The following is a 22215-nucleotide window of genomic DNA, read 5'->3' on the forward strand; positions in this document are numbered from 1 at the left end:
CTTTTTTGAAACGAACCCGTCTGTTTTCCAAACAGGCATGGAACAAGATGGATTAATATGACTTACTATTTTGAGGTAATTGAAGTCGGACTGAAAAACAATAGGCAATCTATCAGACGAATCTAACCTTGCCATTGGCTTTGTTACCGAAGGCGCCCCATTTCTGCATGACAAACACAGCGATGAAAGCGGCCAACCCCAATCCGTCGGCCCAATATTCGGGCCAGAAAAATCCGGCGGCGGCGACCCAGAACAGGATGGTCTCCAACCAGGTGGTCCGGCGGATGAAGAAACGTTCGAGGGCCGAGGCAAATGCGATCAGCCCCAGCAGGGTGGTGATCATGGTCAGGCCCACCTGCCAGTGAAGCAGTTCGTAGCCGTCCCCCATGCCCAGCATGGGGCGATAGGCCATGATGATGGGAATGATATACAGCCCCTTGGCCAGCTTCCAGGAGGTAAACGCCGTGCGCATGGGATTGGCGCCGGCCACGCCGGCACCGGCAAAGCTGGCCAGACTGACCGGCGGCGTTACGTTGGCGTCCTGCGAATACCAGAAAACGATCATGTGGCTGACCATCATGGGTACGCCCATGTCCAGCAGAGCCGGACCGGCCAGGGTGGCCAGAACGATATAGCTGGCTGTCACCGGCAGCCCCATGCCCAGCACCAGGGAGGCCGCACCGATAAGCAGGATGGCCAGGGCTTTGATGCCGTAGCTCAGCTCCAGCACCAGACTGGAGAATTTCAGCCCCATGCCGGTAAGGGTCACCATGCCCACGATGATTCCGGCGGCGGCACAGGCCACCGATACCATGATGGCATTTTTGGCCCCTTTCTCAAGGGCGGACAGGATGCTTTTGGCTTCCCCGCCGGCAAACACTGCTGCCGACTGTCGCGGCCGACTGCCCGGCGCCGCTGGAAGACGCCATCTGATCGTATTGGCCGCCAAACTGGCAGCCACCGTGCTGACCACGGCTACGAAACCGGCCATCATGGGCGAATAGTTGTTGACGAGCACATAAATCAGAATCGCCACGGGAATGATGAAATGCAGTCCTTCGCGCACCACCTGGGCCACTTTGGGCAGGCTTTCCTTGGGCTGGCCTTCCAGACCGAACTTCTTGGCCTCGTAATGGACGAAAAAAAGAACGGTCACATAATACAAAAGGGCCGGTACCAGGGCGACCTTGATGATGGTCAGATAGCTGGTGTTGGTGAATTCGGCCATTAAAAAAGCACCGGCCCCCATGATGGGCGGCATAAGCTGCCCGCCGGTGGAGGCGGCTGCCTCGATGGCCCCGGCCACGTGAGGCCGGTAACCGACCTTTTTCATCATGGGAATGGTAAAGGACCCCGTGGCCACCACATTGCCCACCGCCGATCCGGATACCGAGCCCATGAATCCAGAGGCCACCACCGAGGTTTTGGCCGGGCCGCCGGAAAAACGGCCGGTAAGCGCGTAAGCCAGTTCGATGAAAAAGTTGCCCCCGCCCGTCGATTCCAGAAAGGCACCGAAAAGAACAAATACGAAAACAAAAGTGGCCGCCACACCGATGGGCAGGCCGAAGATCCCCTCGGTGGTCAGCCACAGGGTCGTTGCGATGCGTTCGACGGAGTAGCCTTTGTGGATGATCAATTCAGGCATCCAGGGGCCGAAATGGGCGTAAAGCATGGCCACCACGCAGATGCCGGTCATGATCACGCCGATGACGCGCCGGCAGGCCTCCAGGACCAGCAAGGTACCGATAATGCTCACCACCCGGTCGGCAGGCAGCCAATCCCCCTGGCGTTCGAAAATGGCGGTCAGGTTAAAGCAGATGTAGGCCGTGCAATAAATCGCAATCGCCACCAGCAGCCAGTCAAAGATCACCCATCCGTTCAAACGATCCTTGCGCGCCCATGCAAAGGGGGGCTTGAGCAGAAAAGTCAGCACCAAAATGGCCCCCAGATGGATGGATCGCTGGACTAGGGCTGTGAGTGGGGCGATTCCGGCGGTATAGAGCTGGTAGAGGCTAAGTCCGACGGCCACCACCATGACGATTCGGGCGGTGGCGGAAACGAGCATTGGGTGACTCCCGGGGGCGGGGGATAAATCGTTGTTGGACATAAGTACCTTTGTCGGTGATCATTGAATAATAAACGGTGAACAGTCGAGTCGGTTTTTTGCTCACGGTTCACCGGTCAAGGCCAACCATTTTCATTTTATGCATCAGCGTTAAACACGTTTCGATCCCTGATAACGTTGCAAATCCGATAAACTCAAAGAAATCGTTTGGCATGTCCTTTTCAGGACATAAACCCGTCTGCGCCGCAGGGGCGAAAAATTTTTCGCCCTTACCCTGCCTTGACCGTTCACCGTTCACTGACCCCCCGGCGTCGCTTCGTGGGGAACCCACCTCCGCCATTTTCGATACAGCCGGGACACCGGTTCGGCCGAAAACTGCACGGCCATATGCGGCGCCATGGCGCTCAAATTGGTGCGGGTGCCCCGCCAGATGACGGTGTGGTCCACACCGGGACTGCCGATGCGCAGGACGAAATCGCCGGTGGCCATGTGCATGCCTTCGATGACTTCATAGGGGCCCCGTCGCACCATGTGCCCCACGCCGGGCATCTTGCCCATGCCGGCGCCGAATTTCAGGTAGCGTTCCTCTTCAATGAAAATACGCCCCGACGCATCCAGGCTGTGGACCTCCCAGATCGGGGCGTTTTCCACGGAGTGATAATAATGAATGGTAAAGGTTTCGCCGACTTCCATAGGCAGCACCAGCAGCGGCGCGCCTCCCTGGACCGGCACAACGCGAAGCTCGAGCCCGCCGGGGAAAAACCAGGCGCCGGCAAGGATCGCAAGCGTTGCAATTCCGGCCGTGATGGAGACGACGGTCCTGATAATGCTACGGCCTCAGCTTGTCCGGCACAGCGATACCCTTTTCCTCCAGGTATTTGATAGTTCCCGGATGCAGGGGAATCGGTGAGTACTTGACTGCGTTTTCCGGCGTGGTGTAAGCCGCCGATGGATGAATCTTTTTCAGGTAGTCGTTATTCTCGAAAAGGGCCTTGGCCAGTTTGTAGACCATATCGGTGTCCAGCGATGCCTGGCAGATCATCACGTTCCAGACGCCGATGGTGGACACCGGCTGATCGATGCCGCGGTAAACGCCGCCAGCCAGCTCCACTCCCGAATAGGTCTTGTTGGCTGCCAGGATTTTCTCGGTCTGCTCGGGGGTAAATGCGATCATCTCAATTTCGTGGGTCGTGGCCAAGTCCAGAATGGAGCTGGTGCCGGGGCCCACCGACCAGATCCCAACATCGATGGTGCCGTCGCGCAAGGCGTTGGCGCTTTCGGTAAAGGAAAGCCGGCTGTCCTTGTAGCTGTCTTTGGCGATCCCCAGGGCAGAAAGAACCGCTTCGGCCATGAAGTTGGTGCCGCTTCCCGGGCTTCCGGTGCTGATGCTGCGGCCCTTTACCTGCTCGATGTCGGTGATTCCGGTTTTTTTCAGGGCAACGATCTGAAGCAGGTTCGGATACATGATGGCCATGGACAAAATGTTGTGTTTCTTGCCCTTGAACTTGCTCAGGCCCTGGTAGCCGGCCACGGCCACATCACCCATGACCTCGCCGATGACCGTTTCACCCTTGTGGGCCAGCTTGACGTTTTCGACACTGGCGCCGGTAACCTCGGCCACCGCCTTGACCCCTTTGACGTGCTTGGACCAAATTTCGGCCACACCGCCGCCATAGGGATAGTAAATGCCGCCGGTGCCGCCGGTGCCGATGCCGATGAAAGTGGTTCTGGCCAGGGCCGGCGAAGCCATCAGGCCGGCAACGAAAACCAACAGTACGATAATGCTGACGCGTTTCATGTCAGAGACCTCCTGATTAATTTCGAATCCTATTGGCTCATGGTTTTAACCAGCACTGTGACCGATCCCGGGCCGCAGTCCATGCCTTTAACCGGGTAAACGAAAGAAGCCGTTTCTCCGGGTTTCACCAGGCCTTCTTTGGTTTTGCGGGGAATCAGACCACCGACGGCTTTGCCGTTGTCCAGGAAAATGTTCACCCGGTACCGCTGAGGCTGGTCGCTGATATTCTTGACGGTTACGTTGAAATGCAGGGTGTCGCTGCCCTCCCACTTTTTGAGAACGCATGAGAAATCCGTCAATTCGGCTTCTGGTGCGATGGATTTTTCGATCTTGCTGTCGGCCGCGCAGGGAAACACCTCTCCAGGTTTGGGTTTTGGGCCGGCACAACCCAAGCATACCAGGCATGCCAAAACCGTCACGATCCCCACCCCCCTTGCCACATGCTGAAATCGCCTCATGGTTCGCTCCTCCTTGAAGGTATCGGGTAATAATAAAACTGTATTTTCAATGCCCCTGCGGGCATATTGCATGATGCCGGCAACTGAGAATTCCGGGAAAGAAAGGTTAATGCCCGTCGTGCAGTGGAAGCGGCAGCTTACGTGCATGAACAGTGTTCAGAAAAAAACACAGACAATATTTTTTGTCAACATTAACAATAACCGTAAAGGTATTAATCGAGACAGATTGGAACCTGATCCGCGGCATTGAAAAAGACTTGACAAGCATGAATCGAATCGTTTATTAGCAAATTCAATAAGAGTTATAATCTTCTAACAATGAAAGAAGAAAAATGACACCAGCACTCCGCAAAAACATGGCCGAAAAGCCCCTTACAGCTGTCATGGAGGACTATCTGGAGGCCATTTTCGATCTCAGCCAGGACAAAAAGGTCGTTCGCGTTAAGGATATCGCCAAGCGCATGGACGTCAAGATGCCTACGGTATCCAGCATGCTGAAAACACTGAACGACAGGGGCCTCGTCCATTACGAGAAGTACGAATATATCGAACTGACCAAAACCGGGGGTAACGTCGGCAAGGAAATGCGGCGTCGCCACGGGGTGTTAAACAAGTTCCTGACGGAAATTCTGAAAATCGAGGCAACAGTCGCCGACGACGAGGCCTGCAAGATGGAACACACCCTCAGTTCGGATACCCTGGACAGCCTGGTCGACTTCATGGAGTTCATTCAGACCTGTCCCCGGACGGGGGAGAGTTGGCTCAACAATTTCGAAGAGTACCGGAAAAACGGGTCCAACCCGGAAAAATGCCGACTGCGGGGGGACGAATTCTCCTGTTCTTTTCAGGAGAAAATCGGAACCATGCAGTGCAAAAAGTCGTGATGGTTGACGGAATGTTTGACGCAAAAAAGAAGTAGAATCGTAATAGCGGAGCAGCCGCCTGTTGTCCTTTAAATAAGGCGGTTTTTTTGTGAGCTTACTGTTAGAGAGATCAAACATCAAGAGGAATTATGAACAAGATGGAAAGGGGTAAGAACGAACTGCTCAATGCAATCAACACCAGTATGAAAGAGTTGCAGGAGGGGCTCAGCATGCACTGCTGCCTGATGAACTCCCTGCTGGAAGGGGAGATTGACGAACGCCGCCTTCAGCCGTTGGTCGACCGCTGCCCCAAACGGTCGCGGGAACGCAAGCTGGAAAAGGCGCTCACCGAGGCCATCGGTGTGTTGGATGAAAGCAGGAAAGCATTTAAATCCAAAAGATTGGAAGTGCTGCGAAAAAAATTGACCCAGGTATTGATCGAGGCCGAATAACGAAAGTCAGGAATGTCTTACGGGTTCCATGCCGGTTGAACGGCATGGAAAAAGTGAAGGCGTAACTCGAAGGAAAATCGTTCGAGATACGCCTTTTCTATTTTCGGGACAAAGCCACGCCATCGGAATGGAGGAAATATGTCAATCCAAACGCACGACGCCGCCGTTGAGGATAATTCCAGACAACTGGCCGAATTGATTGCAGCCGGTCCGTCCCGGTTGCCCATTTGGGAAGTCAACCACTGTTTCAAGTGCCCGGTCGTCGGCATGTGTATCACCCATGCCGAGCAAAAGCGCCTGCTGAAAAAAATGGGCTTGCTCGGAAAATCGGACGGCCCATTTGAAATGCACGAAACCCTTGTGGCATCGCTGGACAAAGAAAACCGTTTGTCGCGCAGGATCGACAACCTGCTGGAGCGCAAATTCGGCAAGCAGGCGGTAGCGCTGTTCCAACTGGAAGACCAACCCTTTCTGGCCACCTTCAGAGAAGCGCTGGAATCTGGAGAGGTCGAGGCCAACCTGTGGGCCACGGCGGTCAGCCCGGACCTGTCGCTAACCTGCCGCCGGGCCGTCTTCGGGGACATCCACATGACCATGCACTGGAACGGCGAACAGTTGATGCAATTCAAGCGCAAATTGTCCCGGCAGCGACAGGACATGGAAAAGATGCAGCAGCGAATCGCGGAATTTTCCAGGCAGCGGCGGGATCTGAAAAGAGAAGCCAATGGCCATAAGCGCGAGACAAACGAGCTGAGAGTGGTCCTTGCCGCCGAGCGGAGAGAAAAGTTGCTACTGCAACAGGCCATGTCCCACGCGCAATGCCCCGGGTGTGCAAAGGATCGGGAGCAAAGCGATCACGCGATGCAATGCGAGACCGATTCGCTACGCCGACAGTTGGGCCGTGCAAGGGGCCAAATCGTCTCCCTTGAAGAGAAAAACCTTCGATTGTCATCGCGTCTCAAACAGCAGCATAAGCTCAACCGGCACGTCCGGGAGGAGACGCGCAACATCATCACCGAAATAACCGCTATGAACCGCTGCGACAAAAACTGTCCCTCGTTCGATCTTTGCAAAAAACGAATCCTGATCGTCGGCGGCGTCACTCGTATGGAAACCCTTTACCGCGACCTGATCGAAAGCAGTAATGGCGTTTTCGAGTACCATGACGGCTACGTCAACAAAGGGGCCAAGGGATTGGAAACCCGCCTGAAGCGAGCGGATATGGTTCTGTGCCCGGTGAACTGCAACAGCCATGCGGCCTGCTCCATCGTCAAGAATCTGGGCAAGAAGCATAACAAAACCGTTCATATCCTGACCAACGCAAGTTTGAGCGCCGTATCCCAGGTAATCTGGGGAGAAAACTGCAACGCCTGCACCCTCAACTGAAAATCTTCTAAGGAAATGGAGGCATTTTCATGAGCAGCAATTTTCATGTCGAATTCGAGAAAAGCAACGGCAACCTGCATGTCCGTCCCAGCGGCGATTTTGACGGCAGCTCCGCATGGGAGCTGGTCAATCTGCTCCATGAGCAATACGACGGCCACGGACAGGTCTATATCGACACCGCCAACCTGACGGCGTTGCGCCCTTTCGGATGCAGCACCTTCCAGTGCCGTCTGAACCGACGGCATCTGCCCTTCGAACGCCTCCATTTCAAAGGAGACAAGGGCGCCGAAATCGCCCCCAAGGGCAGCACCGTTATCGCTCATTCTCCAAAATGCCGCTGCGGGGGCGATTGCGCCAACTGCAAGTGCAATCGGTCCAAGGAGAAGCAATAGGCCGCGGGGCTTGATTCAAGGCAAATGCGAAACAACAGCTCAACCAAGGTTTGCATGCAAACGTCAAGGGACAACCATATCCGTGTCGAAATCGCCGAAGAGACGCTGCTGCGCCTTCTGGCCCGCGGTCAGGTCTGTGCGGCGGATTTTCGATGCCTGGACTGCAAATCCAAACAGTGCTTGTGGCGCTTGTGTTTGCGAAGCTGCTCCGGCTGCGGAAGGAACACAGCAATGGTTAGCTGAAATCCAAAACGGGTGCCGAGAAGTCTATTTCAACTGGTTTTCTCAAGAGAAATAAATTTTCCTTGACATCCCCCATGCGATGTGAAATTAAAGTTTCCTCGTTAAGTTAGAATCTTCTATCTTAACGAGGTGTGTCTTACGGCCTTCGGCCATTCAATGGTGCGGAGGAAGTGAAGGCGTGACGCGAAGCATGTTTCTGCATGCCCGGTTGCGCCTTTTTTGTTTTTTGGCTGGAAAGGAGATCGAGCCATGACCCTGGATCAATTGAAGCCGGGAAGCGAGGGAAGGATTAAGAAGTTGTCGGTGCGGGACAAGTTGGGACAACGGCTGATGGACATGGGGGTCTATCCCGGATTGAAGCTGAAGGTGCTTCGCAACGCCCCCCTGGAAGATCCCATGGAGGTCGAACTGGACGGCTACTTCGTCAGCCTGCGGCATGACGAAGCCCGTTTTGTAGAGGTGGAATAAGGTGAAGAACGAGAAAATCCTGGTGGCCCTTGCCGGCCAGCCCAATTGCGGGAAATCCACGGTATTCAATGCCCTTTCCGGGGCCAGCCAGCATGTGGCCAACTACCCCGGCGTAACCGTGGACAAGATGACCGGCTGGTACCGCCACAACGGTTATCGGGTGGAGCTGGTGGACCTGCCGGGAACCTACAGCCTGAGTTCCTATTCTCCCGAGGAACGGGTTTCCCGGGACTTCATTCTGCACGAAAAACCGTCAGTGACGGTCAACATCATGGATGCGTCCAATCTCAAGCGCTGCCTCTATCTGACCTTTCAGCTGCTGGAAATGGAAATTCCGGTTGTCCTGAACCTCAACATGATGGATGTGGTCGAAAAACGCGGCATGACCATCGACATGGAAACGCTGTCCGGCCGACTGGGCGTTTCCGTGGTGCCCACCACCATGAAAAACGGTCGGGGGAAAAAGGAGCTGCAGGATGTGATCGACGTCGTGGCCGCCGCAGAAAAAACGGCAGAACCACTGCACATCGACTACCAGGAGATGGAGCCGGTTCTTCGGGAAATCATCGACCGGCTGGCCACGGAAACCACCTTTTCGGTGCAATACCCGCTGCGCTGGCTGGCCATCAAGCTGATGGAAGGCGATGAGGCCGTTCAGGGTATGATCCGCGATCAGCACCCGCAAGCCGATATATTCATGGCCATGGTGGACCAGGTCCGAACGGACTTTGAAAAAGAAGTTGGCGACGCTCCCGAAGTCCACATCGCCACGTGTCGCTACAAAGCGGCAGACACCATTTCCAAAGCGTGCCTTCAGTTGCCCAAAGGCACGCGGCGCCCGCTTTCGGATAGAGTTGACGACCTCGTTTGCCATCGATTTCTCGGGCCGGCCATTCTGGTGGGTATCATCTGGCTGCTTTACTACCTGGCCATCGTCCAGGGCTACAACATCACCAATTACACCTGGCCGCTTCTGGCCAAACTGCGCAGCCTGACCGAGGCCGTGACCCCTCAGCCCGGTTTCATCGACATTCCGCTGATCCGCGAATTTTCCTTGTGGATCGTGGACAGCGTCAATGCTCTGCTCAACTATATCCCCATTTTCTTCATTTTGTTCGCGTTCATCGCCATCCTTGAAGACAGCGGTTATATGCCCCGCATGGCGTTTATCATGGATCGGCTTTTCAGCCGCTTCGGTCTTCACGGCCAGTCCACCCTGCCCATGGTGCTGGGCGGCATCTATGTGGGCGGCTGCGCCGTTCCTGGGGTGATGTCCTGCAAGGGCATTCCGGACGAACGGTCTCGCCTGGCCACCATCTTGATCATCCCGTTGCTCAACTGCCTGGCCAAGGTCCCCCTGTATGTGCTGCTGATTAATATCTACTTCGCGGCCCACAAGGCCTGGGCCATGTTTTTCATCTCCACCATCAGTTTGCTGATGGTGCTGCCTGTGGCCAAAATTCTCACCCTCACCGTTCTCAAGGACAAAGATACGGCGCCCTTTGTGATGGAAATGCCGCCCTATCATTTGCCCACCTGGCGGGGCGTGCTTAGCCGGGCCGTGGAACGGGTGTGGCTGTTCATGCGCAAAATTTCCACCATTGTGGTCGCCGTAGCCGTGGTCGTTTTCGTGCTGCTGCAATTCCCCGGGATTGGCAAAGAACGCATGGATTACTACCAGACCCGAAAAGACAAGGCGATCGCCGCCTTCAATAAAAAAATCAAGGGGACTCCTTTTCATGAGGGCCTCCAGGTCGATCGAATCATGGCGATGATGCTCTACTGGGAAGCCTACAAGGATGCCAAGATGGGCGCCGGAGGGCAAGACGGCGTCGCGGCGGTGAACGCCGATTTCGAGGCCCGGGACGCGCTTTTCTTCAAAATCGTCCAGCCGGGAAAGGACATGATCGCCAAAAAAGTCGGCCGGGAATTCAAAAAGCTGGTCAAAAAGCGCAAGGGCCTCTTGCGGGAGATGCGCAAGGAGCGCATCGACAATAGCTTTCTGGGCACAGCGGGGCGTTGGCTGGAGCCGGTGACCCGATGGGCCGGTTTCAACTGGCGGGTCAACGTGGCCCTGCTCAGCGCCCTTGCGGCCAAGGAGAGCAGCGTGGCCACCTTGGGGGCGCTTTACGAACAGGAGGAAGAGGGCGAAGCCCTGGAAGACCGCATGGCCCGTGGAGAGGCGGATTTGACGCCCCTGCATGCCCTGGCCCTGATGCTCTTCATGGTGCTTTATCCGCCGTGCATGGCAACTACTATGGCGGTCAAGGTGCAGTCGGGTTCGGTCAAGTGGATGCTGTTTTCCATCGGCTACCCCATGTTCCTGGGCCTGTCCGTAGCCAGCCTGGTGTTCACGTTGGGAAGCATTTTCGGGCTTTCCGGCCTGCAGGCCATGTTCGCCTTTTACCTGCTGGCCCTGGGATTCACCGTTTTTATGGGTTTGATTAAAAACCAACCCGAATACATCAAACTTACTTAAGGAGGAATGGTTCATGTTCAAACGCAGCGTTTTACCCATTTGTCTGCTGGTTTCGGGAACGATCATTTTCGCCGGGCAGGCCCTGGCCCATACGCCCTTGTGTTCCTGCTACGACAACGGAGACGGCACGATAACCTGCGAAGGCGGGTTTTCCGACGGTTCTTCGGCTTCCGGCGTGCAAATGCGCGTGGAGAAAAAGGGCGGCAGAGTACTGCTGAATGGCAAGATGGACGAAGACAGCGAATTCACTTTCGATAAACCGGGCGACGCTTACAAAGTCGTGTTCGACGCCGGCGAGGGTCATGAGATCGAAATCGACGGCAAGGAGATTGTGGAGTGAATCATTGTTTTCGCTCGAAAGACAATACGTGAAATAAGAAGCGAGAATTTGGTCGAATCGTGACCGTTAGGTATTACAACCGCAATTGATAACGGAAAGGACGCTTTCAATGAAAAAAGCAGTTGTTGTTTTGACAGGTTTACTGGTATTGGCCCTGACCGTGCCGGCCATGGCGCATTTCCAGATGATCTACACCCCGGAATCGGCCCTGGAAAAGGCGAAAACCATCGAGTTGAAGCTGGTCTTCACCCATCCCTTCGAAGCCGGCCATACCATGGACATGGGCCAGCCCGAGCAGTTTTTCGTGGTCCGCAAGGAGAAGAAAAACGACCTGCTTTCCACCCTGAGCCCCATCACCTGGACCAGCCTGACCAACAGTGGGGCCGCCTATGAAACCACCTACAAGCTGCGGGGCATGGGGGACAATGTCTTCTGCCTGGTGCCCGCCCCCTACCACGAAGAAGAGGAAGGCTGCTATATCCAGCAGATCACCAAAATGATCGTCAACACCGGCGGTTTTCCCACGGACTGGGATGCCGAGATCGGCCTGAAGGCCGAGATCGTTCCCCTGGACAAACCCTACGCCCTGTGGACGGGAAACGTGTTCCGCGGTGTCGTCAAGAGCGCCGGCAAGCCGGTCTCCTATGCCGAAATCGAGGTGGAATACCTGAACCATCAGCCCGAGACGGACAAAAATGCGTTTGCAAAAAAAGCCGAGGTTGAAGCGCCCCAGGATGCTTTCGTAACCATGACGATCAAGGCCAATGTCAACGGCGAGTTCTCCTTCGGCATACCCAAGGCCGGCTGGTGGGGGTTCTGCGCCCTGGGCGCCGGGCCCGATACGGAGTACAAGGGCAAGGAGCTGTCCCAGGACGCCGTGATATGGGTCCAGGCCCGCGACATGAAATAGTGTGATTCAACCAACAGCTCCTGTTTCTGGACGGACAAAAATGCATCCATGCTTCACCATGTCGCCTCCTTCTCCTGCGACGTCGGTCACCGGGCGGGTCCGCACCTCCTCCAAATCTTGCTCCTGCCCCGTCCGGTGATCTTTTCTCCCCTCATAGCCCTGCGTCCGCTAAGAGACGGGACATTGGGGCAGTGGATGCCGGGCGCGATGTTTCTTGAAGACTCGCGTCCGGCATCCGCTGCCACTCACAAGGATTGGCAACAGATACGATTTTCATAGCTGTTGCGCAACGCGCCGGAATCAGGGCCATACAAAAAACAAAGAAAATACGATGTCTGCAAAAATATTTGCCATACGAATGGTGGTCGCGCTGATCGCCGTTCTGGGGTTCGCCCTTCATCGCTGGACCGGTGCCGCACCGCTATTGTGGCTGGGTTCGGTATCTTATTTTATTTGCCTGGCGATGTACGCGCGGTCCCTGTTCACGGCCCTGGTGCAGACCCGCAGGGTGACGGCGGATCTTCTGGTGGTGACCGTCATGGTGGTCTCCTTTCTCGCCAAAACGCCCTTGAGCGGTGCGCTGGTGGCCTGGTTTATCAGTCTGGGACTGGCCATCTCCTTTTTCATTATCGAAAGGACGCAACGCAGGATCGAAGCCCTGACCCGGCAGAAGGATAAGGATGTCCGCGTCATGCGGGACGGAACCTTTCTGGAAGTGCCCGTCGAAGCGGTTCGTCCGGGCGATGTGGCCATTGTCCCCCAGGGAGAAATGATACCGGTGGATGGCCAGATTGTGGAAGGCGCCTCTTCCGTCGACGAATCGGTCATTACCGGCGAGCCGTTCTCCGTTTACCGGCAGGCAGGCGACCGGGTGACATCGGGATCCATCTGCCTCGCATCACAGTTGAAGGTCCGGGCCGACAAGGCCGGCGACAAGGGGTTTCTTTATGTGATGTCCCGGGATATTGCGGCCTCGCTGAAAGCAAAACCGGGCATCCACCAGCGGGCCGACAAAATCGTCCAGTTCTTTATTTGCGGAGTGGTCCTGTATGCCATCGGCGCCTTTCTTTTCACCGGCGGCCTGGGCGCACGCGGTATTTTGGTGCGGGGCGGCATTCCGTTGGAGATGGTGGGCCGTGCGGTCCATTTCATCCTGGACAAGACCGGCACGATTACCCGGGGTAAGCCCCGCGTGACGGATGTACTGTCTTTCGGTCCCCCGAAAATGGAACTGCTGCGTCTGGCCGCTTCGGTCGAGTCCGCGTTCAACCACCCGGTGGCCGGCGCCGTCCTGGCTTATGCTGCTGCCAATGGCGTTTTTCCGCTGACGGCCCGGGAAACCGAATATCTTCCCGGCATCGGCGTCAAGGCCGTTGCGGAAAGCCGCGAGGTGATTCTGGGCAGCGCCGAATCCATAGCGGCGCAGGGCATGACGCTTCCGGCGGATGTGTCCATGGACGGCCGGGCCGTCTGGATCGCCGTCGACGGAAAAACCGTTGGGGCCGTTGTGATCCAGGACGTGTTGACAGATTCGGCTCAAGGACTGGCCGATGCGCTACGCGACCTCGGCGCTAAAAGCGTCGTGTTGGCCACCGGAGACAACGACGAGGTCGAGGCCCGCCGGGTGGCCCGGCGCATTGGTGCGAATCGGTGCCAATGGGGCCTGAAGCCCGAAGACAAGGTCTGCCTGGTAAGGGAATTGACCCGCCGGGGCACCACGGTCATGGTGGGCGACGGCGTCAATGACGCCCTTTCGTTGTCCCAAGCCGATGTGGGCATTTCCATCGGGAGCAACAAGGCCGACCTGGCAATCAAATCCTCGGACATCGTCATCATGCGGGAGGACGCATCGAGCCTGTTGGCCGTCGTCCGGTCCGGCAGGCGGTTGATTCGCGTCATCCGGCAGAATTATGCCTGGGCCATCGGCTTCAATCTGGCGGGAATCGCGCTGGCCACGGCAGGGGTGTTGAGTCCGTGGCTGGCCGCATTGTTTCACCATGCGAGTTCGGTGCTCGTGGTGGCCAATTCGGCCCGTCTTGTGAAAATACCCGCGAACGGTGATTTGTGAACTGTGCAATGTGATCGGTGAACCACAAATCAGAGACCGGGAACAACAACCAGGGACTATGGAACAACCAAACGTCATCGAGGTCGAACATCTTGCCCACCGCTACGGGCGGCGGACCATCTACACGGATCTGAACTTCGCCATCCCGCCGGGGAAGGTGTACGGCCTGCTGGGCAAAAACGGGGTGGGCAAGACCACGCTGATCAAGATCCTCATGGGATTCCTGCGCCCGGAATCGGGCCGCTGCCGGATTTTCGGAGAAGACTCCCACACCCTGTCGCCGTCCACCCGCGCACGCATCGGCCTGCTTTTCGAAGGCCATGTGGCCTACGAGTTCATGTCCATTGCCCAGGTTGAACGGTTCTATGCAGCTTTTTATCCCCGTTGGGATCGGGATCTTTACTATAATATGGTTTCCAAACTGAAGCTTCCCGACGATCACCCGATCCGCAACCTGTCCTGCGGACAGCGATCCCAGGTGGTTCTTGGGCTGATCATGGCCCAGCAGCCCGACCTGCTGATCCTGGACGACTACTCCATCGGCCTGGACGCCGGCTATCGCCGCCTGTTTATGGACCATTTGCGCGAATACCTGGCCGGCGGCCAGCGGACGGTTCTTTTAACTTCCCACGTGATCCAGGATATGACCCGGTTTGTCGATGAGGTGATTTTCCTCGAGCGGGGTGGCCGCCTGCTGACCACGTCGCTGAACGATTTCATGGATACCTTTCGCTGCTACCGCACCCCGCGGCCCCGGGAGAAACAGCCCCGGCTGGGGAAATCGACGTTCATCGGCAACAGTATCATCAAGAATGTGGAAGAGTTTTCCGGCCATCTGGACCTGTTCAGCTTTGCAGAAAAAGAAAAGGTGTTGAAAGCAATTCGTGAACAGGGCTCCAATGTGAATGACCTGGAAGAGGTTTTCATGAGCCTTGAGGATGCCTTCATCGGCTATACGGGCAGGTATTGATATGATTCTCAAACCGATCTCTTTAAAAGAATACCTCAAAATTCGATGGCTGTGGCTCTCCCTGCTGGCCCTCAACGGTCTGCTCATGGCCTATGTCTATGTGGAAACCCGCCGCCTCTTCATATTCGATCATGCCGAGATCGTATGGTACCGGGTCATGCAACTCGGCCAGGTTCACTACCATCATCTTAAATGCGCCCCTTTGATCACCGGACTGCTCCTGGCCGCCATCCAGTACCTGCCGGAGATGATCGGCGAACGGCTGCGGCTCTCCCTGCATCTGCCCGTTTCTCCCCACCGGCTGGTCATGGCCCACGTGCTTGTCGGCCTGACGGCACTGGGGCTGGTCATCGCCCTGGATTTATCCGCTCTTTCCCTGATCACGGCCCGGTTCTTTCCGGCCGAGGCTGTTGCCACGGCTTTGCTGACCGCTCTTCCCTGGTGCCTGGCCGGTATGGCGGCTTATTTGGGGGCTACCCTGGCGCTGCTGGAGCCCGGCTACCGCCTGAAGTTGTTCAACCTGGCCGTCGCCGCCGGTGTGGCCGGCCTGTTTTTCCGACCGGCTGAACCGGGCGGTTATCTCTTGCAATGGTGCAACCTGGCCGCTTTTCTGTTGCTGCTGATTCCGGCGGTACTGCTCCCGGCCTATCGATTTCGCTACCGGAGGGTTTCCTGATGAGAAAACTGGCCACCCTCTCCCTGGTTGCGCTGACACTTCTGGTTTCCGCCGTTTATCTGCCCCGACTGTACGAGAAAATCTTTTTCGAGCGGGTCGAGAAAACCCATCTGTTGTATAGTCCGGTGACCCGGCGCTTCATCTACAAAGAGAAAATCATCGGTCCCGTTCCGGCTGCCGCGGTCATAAAAGCCGAAGACCACCATTCCGAAATCGCTTACCGTGATACCGACGGCACCTACTACACCAGGGTGGAATTCGAAAAGAACCTGCCCTTCATCTACTACAAGAACATGGAGCTGTGGGGATTGATGCCCCTGGCCTTGAGCGGCCGAACCTTCGACAAGGCGGCCATCAAGAAAAACCGCCAGGTGCTGGAACTCAAGCCCGGCGAGATCGATGACCGTCATCCCCAGACCCGAATGTGGCCGCTGCTGGAATCCAACCCCGGCCAGGCCCGGCTGGTGTTTCCCGAGGATCGCTTCCGCATGACAGCCGACGCCATGCAGTTCGTTAATGCCGACACCAACACGGTCGACACGGATCTGACCGCGGTGTTCACCCGGGCACTGAAGGAAAAGGGATTTGCCTTTCCGGCCCGGTCGGTCAACGGCAAGTTCACGATTCTCAAGCCCTTCGACGAAGGAGTGTTCATGGTGGATGCCGACTACCGGGTATTTCACCTCAAACGACGCGACGGCCGGCCCATTGTTGTACGCACGCCCATCGACCCTGCCCTGAAAACCCGGCACATCAAGATCGTCGAAAACCGCCGGCGGGAGTACTACGGCCTGCTGCTGGCCGACGACGATTCGCTGTACCTGCTGCCCTGCGACAACTACCGACCGATTCGCCTTCCCCTGGAAGACTACGATCCGGACCGAATGGATTTCAAACTGCTGGTCAACCCGTTGTATCGCACGGCGGTCTGGTCGGACGATGCCGTCATCCGGGCCGTGGCCATGGACAGCAATTATCACCCCCTGGACCGCTACAGCCATCGCATGTCAAGGGCGATTATCACTCCAGCGAAACGATTACACGAAGTGTTGTTTCCCTTCAGCCTGCGCCTGGAGGCAGAAAACGGCGGCTATCTGCGTCTTTCCCTGCATATGGGCGGCCGGCTCTCTTTGATCGGCCTGTTGGCCAGCCTGGTTTTTTTCACGCTGGGCTTCAGAATGCACAAGGGACGATTTCCCGATATCGCCGGAATCTGCCTGGTCGCCGTCACCGGCGTTTACGGCTGGCTCGCGATGAGCTTTCTGGGACCGGAGAGTTGAGAATTGAGCACGGATAGCAACTCAACCCATTTAGCCGGAAACCCGGAACCATAAACCAATAAAACCAGGATGCCTCATGGAAACCATTGCTGTCATTTTCTTTTTCGCCCTGGCTGTCTGGTACCTCTACCGGAGGCTATTGAAAAATCTCAAAGGTGGACCATTATCTTGCGGTTGCAGTGGATGCGATACCTGTCCGTCAGGATCGAAAACCGGGATGAAGATTGAACAGTCCGATGAAAAAAAGCTTGACAAGTGATGTCAGTATAATCAGTACGGACTAACTTACAAAGAAATATAAAACACAGGCTCTTAGGACTGTCGGGCAACATTGCTCGCGACCAGTAGTGAAGGCGCTTAGGAACCGAGAGTTTCGGTTATCCAATGCGCCTTTTTTATTGGCCCTGCGACGGCTTTTACCAAACAACAGACAGTGATCGCTGATACCTGTGATATCGGTTGGATAATCATCAACTCATTAAAGTAAGAACAGAAAAGGAGAATAATTTTGCATCCTGAATTTAAAATCGAATGCCGCAACAGTAGAGGAAATCTTCACATCCGGCTGCGCGGGGCGTTCAATGGCATGTGCGCTTGGGAACTGCTTAAAATACTCAGGCAGCACGATGGAACGGGAAGGGTGTTCGTCAACACGGCTGGAATCGGCCCGGTGGCCGGTGAAGGGGTGGAACTGTTCCGAATGCACATGAAACGCCGACGAATCCCCCGGGACTGGCTCTATTTCAAGGGAACCAAGGGATTTAAAATCGCCCCCGACGGCAGCCGGGTGCTGATCTGCAAAAAGGGTAAGCAACCGATGCACGTTCAAGATCGCTTCAGACGGATGAAGCCGACCATAAAAATGGTGAAAAACGGAAACAAAGTATGGCCATCCATTGAAAACGAAAGGAAACCGCAATGAAAAAGGCATTGATCATCTTTGGATCAGCCACGGGCAACACGGAAGAAATGGCCGGCATGGTCAAAACAATATTGGAGCAAGCGGATTTCGAGGTCGAGGTCAAAGAGGTCACCGACGCTTCCACGGCGGATCTTACCGCCGATCACGATCTGCTGCTGCTCGACTGCCCAGCTTACGGGGATGACGAGATCGAACTTCAGGAGGATTTTGCCGATTTTACCGAACAACTAGACGGTGTTCGGTTGGACGGCAAGCCTTTCGCCGTCTTCGCCCCGGGTGACAGTTCCTACGAACATTTCTGCGGATCGGTGGACATGCTCGAAGACAAGATGAACGATCTCGGCGGCAAGATGGTCAACGACGGACTCAAGATCGACGGCGACCCAGGCGACGCCGAAGGAGAAATCGAAGCCTGGGTTGAATCGACCGCCGCTTCCGTAGTTTGACATTGCCATGATTGAATCGATCCATTCCGTGGCACAAGACCGGCCGGACATTAATCCTTTTCGCCTGAATCCGTCGGCGTTCCGGCGTTAGTCGAGGCAATTCGGAGCCTGTGTTTCGGATCCGGGTTGCCCCGGCACCATGTTTTCACGGTATCGAATGACAACAAAAACAAGAAGGCACAAGGTCCTGATCGGAGGTTGGCAGCTCACCAGCAATTGAATTTCCTTCCCGGTATCCACCCGCGTTTCTGAACGGTAATCTTCCCACCTTGCATCTATATGCCACGTTCGCACCTGGACCGAAAACGCCTTTTCAATCATCGCGGCAGGTTTTCTCAACGAAGCCTGCCGCGATGCATTTTGAGGCTAAAAAATCCGATGCCGCATCAGGGACCCGGCGTTTCACGATAAATGATAAAGCTTGACATATTCGTTTAGGTACTATACATTCATGTTATGAAAAAAAGAGTCATCAAACTGTCGAGAATGCTCCTGCGGGTCTTTAACAAATTCGCCCAAAACGAAAAAAAGCCGCGTCGCTTTGGTGTTGACGAACTGTTGCATCCGTCCGAGATTCACATGGTCATGTTGATTGGAGACAATCCCGGGGGCCATGGGGCCGAGTTGGCCCGGATTGCCGGCGTCACCCGGGGCGCAGTCTCCCAAATCATTGCCAAGTTAGAAAAAAAGGGGATCGTTGAAAAAATCGATGATCCCGAAAACAGTTTAAAAAAGGTGCCAATCCTGACCAACAAGGGCAAGGTGGCCTACTACGCTCACGAGCAATTCCATGAGGAGATGGACAAGGACCTCTATGATTATGTGGCCCGGTTGACGGAGGAGCAGGTGGCGGTCATCGAAAATTTTTTAAGGGGGCTGGAAAAAATGGCGGATCGACACCGTTGATTTTTTTGCTCATAATGTATAGTAACTAAACATCAAAAAGGGATGAAAAAATGAAGAGACTGTTTAACCCCCAATCGAAAACCGGCTATCGCCTCATGGTCTGGACCTTTAGAATCATGGATCTTTTCGGAAAACCCGACCGGCGGTTGGAGGATTTCCGCCTTCAAACGGGAAACGTGGTGGTAGACTTTGGCTGTGGACCGGGCCGCTATATCCGCAAGGCAGCAGACCAGGTTGGGCCGAATGGCCACGTCTATGCGGCGGATATCCACCCCATGGCCATCGATCTGGTCAGGCAAAAAATCGACAAGTATCGCCTGGCCAATGTGACGCCGGTGCTGTTGGGCGACAAGCCGGGAACCATTCCGGATCGCAGCGCGGATGTCGTCTATGCCCTGGACATGTTCCACCAGGTCGATGATCCGGTAACCTTTTTGGAGGGAATTCATCGCATCGTTAAACCAAAAGGCGTGCTTTACCTGGAAGACGGACATCAGCCACGCAGCCAGAGTCTGGATAAAGTCCAACGCTCAAAACATTGGCGGGTCGCGCGGGAAAATGAACAGTGGATGGAATTAAGACCCGCTGCTTAAAAAACGTGACTATTGATGATGCGGAATTTAAAATTTCAAATATATACGTCGATAGAATACTAACGGATAAGTTATACACAATAGCGGCGTCTTTTCCCGCCGTTGTGATCAGCAGCGCACGTCAAGTCGGCAAGAGTAAACTGCTCCAGAACACGCTGGGAAAAAACGCTGAAATCGTTGTTTTCGATCCTGCTATCGATATTGAGAATGCCCGCCAGGATCCAGAGCTTTTCCTGAACAACCATCCACCGCCACTCATTCTGGATGAAATTCAATATGCGCCGGAGTTGGTTGCCTCCATAAAGCGCCGTATTGATCGCGACCGTTCTCCCGGCCAGTATATCCTGACCGGTTCCCAGCAATGCGGCGTCATGAAATCCATGTCGGAAAGCCTGGCCGGACGGGCTGTTTTTTTGGATTTACACAGCTTCAGCCTTCCTGAAATCAACCGCCAAGGCCCCATAACGCCCTGGATGGCAAGATGGCTTCATTCACCTGAGGCTTTCCTTGCCGAACGTCAAACGCGCCACACCATGGCCACCACACTATACGAGCAACTGTGGCGGGGATTTTTGCCCGAAGCCCAATTCCTGCCCGCCGACGTCATCCCCGATTTCTTGAATGCATACCAGCGAACCTATATTGAACGGGATGTCCGGCTTATCGCCGACGTGGCGGACTTCCAGCTTTTCGGCCGTTTCCTTCGACTAGCATGCGCATTGACCGCCCAAGAGGTCAATTACAGCCAATTGAGCCGGGAATTGGGGCTGACCCCACAGACCGCACAACGTTGGATTGCCATCCTGAAATCCACGTTTCAGTGGTTCGAATTTCCAGCGTATTCCGGGAATATGATAAAAAGGGTAAGCAACAAACCCAAAGGCTATATCGCGGATGCCGGGCTTGCCTGCCAGGCCCAGGCGATTTACGCGCCGGCGGTGATTGGCGGGCATCCTCTTTGGGGGGCCTTGTTTGAAACCGCCGTGGCCTCCGAGTTGAAAAAACAGACCGCACTGCTAACCCCCAGACCCAATTTCTACCATTGGAGGGCGTACAGTGGCGCGGAAGTGGACATCCTATTGGAGTATAACGGCATCCTTCATCCGATTGAAATAAATGCCAAGACCAACCCTTCCCGCCGCGACACCATGGGAGTATCCGCATTTCGTAAAAAGTACTCCAAATTAAAGATCGCCCCGGGTCTCGTTATTGCGCCCTGTGAGAATATGACCCGGTTGTCTGAATCCAACTATGCCGTGCCATGGAATCTGTTATAAACGGCAACCTTGTTGCGGTTTATGATATGGACGATCAGTCCGATGCATGATTAAGACGTATGTAATTTGTGTGGCGGGCGGAGCCTGGAACATTTACGAACCGCGAAAATGAAGAACGAGCGTACTTGCCTACCTCCGATGACAAATCTTGTCGAAACGCCCTAATTATCGAGATCGAATCCGTTTAAATATTCATCCAGGGCCGCCTTGGATTCCCCGTCAAGATGCGGACAATCATCCGAGCCTTTGGCGCCCTCGGCCAGCCTGAGGGCAAATACCATGCAGGTCGGTTGGCGGCATTCGCGGCAGTTGGTCCGGGGCAGATGTTTTAAAATTTCCACCACCTGGGGTCGATCAACCCCTTTATAGCGAGGCGTGATCGTTTCGCGGTTTTGCCAGGCGTCGTTGATTTCACGGCGAATCCATTTGATAATTTTTTCGGCCTGCTCGCGGTCCTGCACCGCGTTGACCGTGATCTGATCGGACCGTACGGAGATCAGACGCCCCTGGGTGCGAAATGTAGCAGTGGGTGGATCTTTTATGTATTCGATGGCACCCAGCACCGCATTTACGTAAGGCAGGGCACAGCCCACATCCTGATTCAGCCGGGCAATGCCGTTGACGCTCATGGCGCCGGGCATGCAGTGATTGTTGACGATTTCCAGGCTAAAGGTCTTGAGCAGCATTTTTTACTTTCCCGGACGAATTGGATAGCATTTGCTATCACCTGCGGTGATATCCAAGCATTCTAATATGGATGCTTCTTTTTAAAAAGTTAGCATCGCGTATCCCAATATAATAATCTCAACCAGAGGCATTTTCCACCCCAGGTCACACGATTTATACCCGAATAAAAAAATTGATGCGCAGCACGGGCGAAAGCACTTCGCACATCGCAAAAAATAATTGACAGTCGGTCCAATGAAAGTTACGACCGATCAAGTTAGAATTTCCTAACATAAATATTTGGCCCTTACGACTTGCGACCAATTATCGATGCGCACGGCAGTGAAGGCGCAAGCGGATTCCCGTTGGGAAGGTCCATTGCAACTTTTAGTGATTTGGCCGTCTACGCCAACAGCGCCTTCGAAACCCATTGATGGCTGGAAATGACGCCGGAAACCAACCGGCGCAGAGCTTCGGCGGTGGTCCCCCGGCGCTTTCTGGCGGCGGTCGGCCAGGTATCCTGAGAATTGAACGTCCCCCCTTTCATCCAAGCCCTA

Annotated in this window: 25 protein-coding genes; 18 read left to right on the forward strand and 7 right to left on the reverse strand. The window is 55.1% G+C overall.

Going from position 1 to position 22215, the window contains the following annotated elements; all coding sequences use genetic code 11:
• Positions 1-112 precede the first annotated feature (112 nt).
• The 5 genes from GN111_RS19285 to GN111_RS19305 form a co-directional block, all read right to left on the reverse strand.
• Positions 113-2065: a TRAP transporter permease gene (locus GN111_RS19285; RefSeq protein ID WP_231715497.1), complete on the reverse strand. Its 1953-nt coding sequence runs from the start codon at positions 2063-2065 to the stop codon at positions 113-115.
• A 109-nt stretch (positions 2066-2174) separates the two neighbouring features.
• Entirely contained in the window at positions 2175-2363 is a 189-nt protein-coding gene (locus tag GN111_RS19290; protein WP_155305313.1) for a hypothetical protein, read from the reverse strand.
• Entirely contained in the window at positions 2360-2797 is a 438-nt protein-coding gene (locus GN111_RS19295; protein ID WP_155305314.1) for a DUF1850 domain-containing protein, read from the reverse strand. The genes GN111_RS19290 and GN111_RS19295 overlap by 4 nt, the downstream gene beginning before the upstream one ends.
• Positions 2798-2894: 97 nt before the next feature.
• Positions 2895-3863 (reverse strand): TAXI family TRAP transporter solute-binding subunit, encoded by a 969-nt coding sequence (locus tag GN111_RS19300; RefSeq protein ID WP_155305315.1) that lies wholly within the window; start codon positions 3861-3863, stop codon positions 2895-2897.
• Between the two features lie 29 nt (positions 3864-3892).
• Positions 3893-4321 carry a hypothetical protein gene (locus GN111_RS19305; RefSeq protein ID WP_155305316.1) on the reverse strand — a complete coding sequence of 143 codons (429 nt, stop codon included), beginning with the start codon at positions 4319-4321 and terminating at the stop codon, positions 3893-3895.
• A 332-nt stretch (positions 4322-4653) separates the two neighbouring features.
• On the opposite strand from GN111_RS19305, the gene GN111_RS19310 reads away from it, so the two are divergent.
• The 18 genes from GN111_RS19310 (at position 4654) to GN111_RS19395 (ending at position 20992) form a co-directional block, all read left to right on the forward strand.
• Complete coding sequence (locus GN111_RS19310) at positions 4654-5205, forward strand: metal-dependent transcriptional regulator (RefSeq protein ID WP_155305317.1); 552 nt, start codon at positions 4654-4656, stop codon at positions 5203-5205.
• A 128-nt stretch (positions 5206-5333) separates the two neighbouring features.
• Complete coding sequence (locus tag GN111_RS19315) at positions 5334-5636, forward strand: hypothetical protein (RefSeq protein ID WP_155305318.1); 303 nt, start codon at positions 5334-5336, stop codon at positions 5634-5636.
• 138 nt (positions 5637-5774) lie between these two features.
• Positions 5775-7022: a DUF2325 domain-containing protein gene (locus tag GN111_RS19320; protein ID WP_155305319.1), complete on the forward strand. Its 1248-nt coding sequence runs from the start codon at positions 5775-5777 to the stop codon at positions 7020-7022.
• Between the two features lie 29 nt (positions 7023-7051).
• The gene (locus GN111_RS19325; RefSeq protein ID WP_155305320.1) at positions 7052-7414 is read left to right on the forward strand and encodes a peptidylprolyl isomerase; all 363 of its coding nucleotides are present in this window, start codon (positions 7052-7054) and stop codon (positions 7412-7414) included.
• A 492-nt stretch (positions 7415-7906) separates the two neighbouring features.
• A complete protein-coding gene (locus GN111_RS19330; RefSeq protein ID WP_155305321.1) occupies positions 7907-8125 on the forward strand; it encodes a FeoA family protein in 219 nt (72 codons plus the stop codon).
• 1 nt (position 8126) lies between these two features.
• Entirely contained in the window at positions 8127-10604 is a 2478-nt protein-coding gene (feoB, locus tag GN111_RS19335; protein WP_155305322.1) for a ferrous iron transport protein B, read from the forward strand.
• A gap of 13 nt (positions 10605-10617) precedes the next feature.
• Positions 10618-10944 carry a hypothetical protein gene (locus GN111_RS19340; RefSeq protein ID WP_155305323.1) on the forward strand — a complete coding sequence of 109 codons (327 nt, stop codon included), beginning with the start codon at positions 10618-10620 and terminating at the stop codon, positions 10942-10944.
• A 109-nt stretch (positions 10945-11053) separates the two neighbouring features.
• The gene (locus GN111_RS19345) at positions 11054-11854 is read left to right on the forward strand and encodes a DUF4198 domain-containing protein (protein WP_155305324.1); all 801 of its coding nucleotides are present in this window, start codon (positions 11054-11056) and stop codon (positions 11852-11854) included.
• Between the two features lie 331 nt (positions 11855-12185).
• On the forward strand, positions 12186-13922 hold the full coding sequence (locus tag GN111_RS19350) for a heavy metal translocating P-type ATPase (protein WP_155305325.1): 1737 nt from the start codon (positions 12186-12188) through the stop codon (positions 13920-13922).
• A 58-nt stretch (positions 13923-13980) separates the two neighbouring features.
• Entirely contained in the window at positions 13981-14892 is a 912-nt protein-coding gene (locus GN111_RS19355; RefSeq protein ID WP_155305326.1) for an ABC transporter ATP-binding protein, read from the forward strand.
• Between the two features lies 1 nt (position 14893).
• The gene (locus GN111_RS19360) at positions 14894-15568 is read left to right on the forward strand and encodes a hypothetical protein (RefSeq protein WP_155305327.1); all 675 of its coding nucleotides are present in this window, start codon (positions 14894-14896) and stop codon (positions 15566-15568) included.
• Positions 15568-16848 (forward strand): DUF4857 domain-containing protein, encoded by a 1281-nt coding sequence (locus tag GN111_RS19365; protein WP_170302365.1) that lies wholly within the window; start codon positions 15568-15570, stop codon positions 16846-16848. Before GN111_RS19360 ends, GN111_RS19365 begins: the two co-directional genes overlap by 1 nt.
• A gap of 76 nt (positions 16849-16924) precedes the next feature.
• The gene (locus GN111_RS19370; protein WP_155305329.1) at positions 16925-17107 is read left to right on the forward strand and encodes a FeoB-associated Cys-rich membrane protein; all 183 of its coding nucleotides are present in this window, start codon (positions 16925-16927) and stop codon (positions 17105-17107) included.
• Between the two features lie 249 nt (positions 17108-17356).
• The gene (locus tag GN111_RS19375; protein ID WP_155305330.1) at positions 17357-17770 is read left to right on the forward strand and encodes a hypothetical protein; all 414 of its coding nucleotides are present in this window, start codon (positions 17357-17359) and stop codon (positions 17768-17770) included.
• On the forward strand, positions 17767-18216 hold the full coding sequence (locus tag GN111_RS19380; protein ID WP_155305331.1) for a flavodoxin: 450 nt from the start codon (positions 17767-17769) through the stop codon (positions 18214-18216). The genes GN111_RS19375 and GN111_RS19380 overlap by 4 nt, the downstream gene beginning before the upstream one ends.
• A gap of 456 nt (positions 18217-18672) precedes the next feature.
• Complete coding sequence (locus GN111_RS19385; RefSeq protein WP_155305332.1) at positions 18673-19122, forward strand: MarR family winged helix-turn-helix transcriptional regulator; 450 nt, start codon at positions 18673-18675, stop codon at positions 19120-19122.
• Positions 19123-19172: 50 nt separating this feature from the next.
• Positions 19173-19715 (forward strand): class I SAM-dependent methyltransferase, encoded by a 543-nt coding sequence (locus GN111_RS19390; RefSeq protein WP_155305333.1) that lies wholly within the window; start codon positions 19173-19175, stop codon positions 19713-19715.
• A gap of 104 nt (positions 19716-19819) precedes the next feature.
• Positions 19820-20992: an ATP-binding protein gene (locus tag GN111_RS19395; protein ID WP_197740386.1), complete on the forward strand. Its 1173-nt coding sequence runs from the start codon at positions 19820-19822 to the stop codon at positions 20990-20992.
• 161 nt (positions 20993-21153) lie between these two features.
• Here the strand turns inward: GN111_RS19395 and GN111_RS19400 are convergent, their stop codons facing one another.
• Positions 21154-21678, reverse strand: a complete 525-nt coding sequence (locus tag GN111_RS19400; RefSeq protein ID WP_155305334.1) for a (Fe-S)-binding protein — start codon at positions 21676-21678, stop codon at positions 21154-21156.
• Between the two features lie 383 nt (positions 21679-22061).
• On the reverse strand, positions 22062-22205 hold the full coding sequence (locus GN111_RS19405) for a hypothetical protein (protein ID WP_155305335.1): 144 nt from the start codon (positions 22203-22205) through the stop codon (positions 22062-22064).
• Positions 22206-22215 lie beyond the last annotated feature (10 nt).

It is taken from the genome of Desulfosarcina widdelii (genome assembly GCF_009688965.1).
Taxonomy (GTDB): Bacteria; Desulfobacterota; Desulfobacteria; order Desulfobacterales; family Desulfosarcinaceae; genus Desulfosarcina; species Desulfosarcina widdelii.

Bases quoted from the DNA above. Each gene is read 5' to 3' on its own strand.
- GN111_RS19285 (WP_231715497.1), bottom strand. From the start codon at position 2,065: ATGCTCGTTTCCGCCACCGCCCGAATCGTCATGGTGGTGGCCGTCGGA.
- GN111_RS19300 (WP_155305315.1), bottom strand. From the start codon at position 3,863: ATGAAACGCGTCAGCATTATCGTACTGTTGGTTTTCGTTGCCGGCCTG.
- GN111_RS19305 (WP_155305316.1), bottom strand. From the start codon at position 4,321: ATGAGGCGATTTCAGCATGTGGCAAGGGGGGTGGGGATCGTGACGGTT.
- GN111_RS19310 (WP_155305317.1), top strand. From the start codon at position 4,654: ATGACACCAGCACTCCGCAAAAACATGGCCGAAAAGCCCCTTACAGCT.
- GN111_RS19315 (WP_155305318.1), top strand. From the start codon at position 5,334: ATGAACAAGATGGAAAGGGGTAAGAACGAACTGCTCAATGCAATCAAC.
- GN111_RS19320 (WP_155305319.1), top strand. From the start codon at position 5,775: ATGTCAATCCAAACGCACGACGCCGCCGTTGAGGATAATTCCAGACAA.
- GN111_RS19325 (WP_155305320.1), top strand. From the start codon at position 7,052: ATGAGCAGCAATTTTCATGTCGAATTCGAGAAAAGCAACGGCAACCTG.
- GN111_RS19330 (WP_155305321.1), top strand. From the start codon at position 7,907: ATGACCCTGGATCAATTGAAGCCGGGAAGCGAGGGAAGGATTAAGAAG.
- GN111_RS19340 (WP_155305323.1), top strand. From the start codon at position 10,618: ATGTTCAAACGCAGCGTTTTACCCATTTGTCTGCTGGTTTCGGGAACG.
- GN111_RS19345 (WP_155305324.1), top strand. From the start codon at position 11,054: ATGAAAAAAGCAGTTGTTGTTTTGACAGGTTTACTGGTATTGGCCCTG.
- GN111_RS19350 (WP_155305325.1), top strand. From the start codon at position 12,186: ATGTCTGCAAAAATATTTGCCATACGAATGGTGGTCGCGCTGATCGCC.
- GN111_RS19355 (WP_155305326.1), top strand. From the start codon at position 13,981: ATGGAACAACCAAACGTCATCGAGGTCGAACATCTTGCCCACCGCTAC.
- GN111_RS19360 (WP_155305327.1), top strand. From the start codon at position 14,894: ATGATTCTCAAACCGATCTCTTTAAAAGAATACCTCAAAATTCGATGG.
- GN111_RS19365 (WP_170302365.1), top strand. From the start codon at position 15,568: ATGAGAAAACTGGCCACCCTCTCCCTGGTTGCGCTGACACTTCTGGTT.
- GN111_RS19370 (WP_155305329.1), top strand. From the start codon at position 16,925: ATGGAAACCATTGCTGTCATTTTCTTTTTCGCCCTGGCTGTCTGGTAC.
- GN111_RS19380 (WP_155305331.1), top strand. From the start codon at position 17,767: ATGAAAAAGGCATTGATCATCTTTGGATCAGCCACGGGCAACACGGAA.
- GN111_RS19385 (WP_155305332.1), top strand. From the start codon at position 18,673: ATGAAAAAAAGAGTCATCAAACTGTCGAGAATGCTCCTGCGGGTCTTT.
- GN111_RS19390 (WP_155305333.1), top strand. From the start codon at position 19,173: ATGAAGAGACTGTTTAACCCCCAATCGAAAACCGGCTATCGCCTCATG.
- GN111_RS19400 (WP_155305334.1), bottom strand. From the start codon at position 21,678: ATGCTGCTCAAGACCTTTAGCCTGGAAATCGTCAACAATCACTGCATG.
- GN111_RS19405 (WP_155305335.1), bottom strand. From the start codon at position 22,205: ATGAAAGGGGGGACGTTCAATTCTCAGGATACCTGGCCGACCGCCGCC.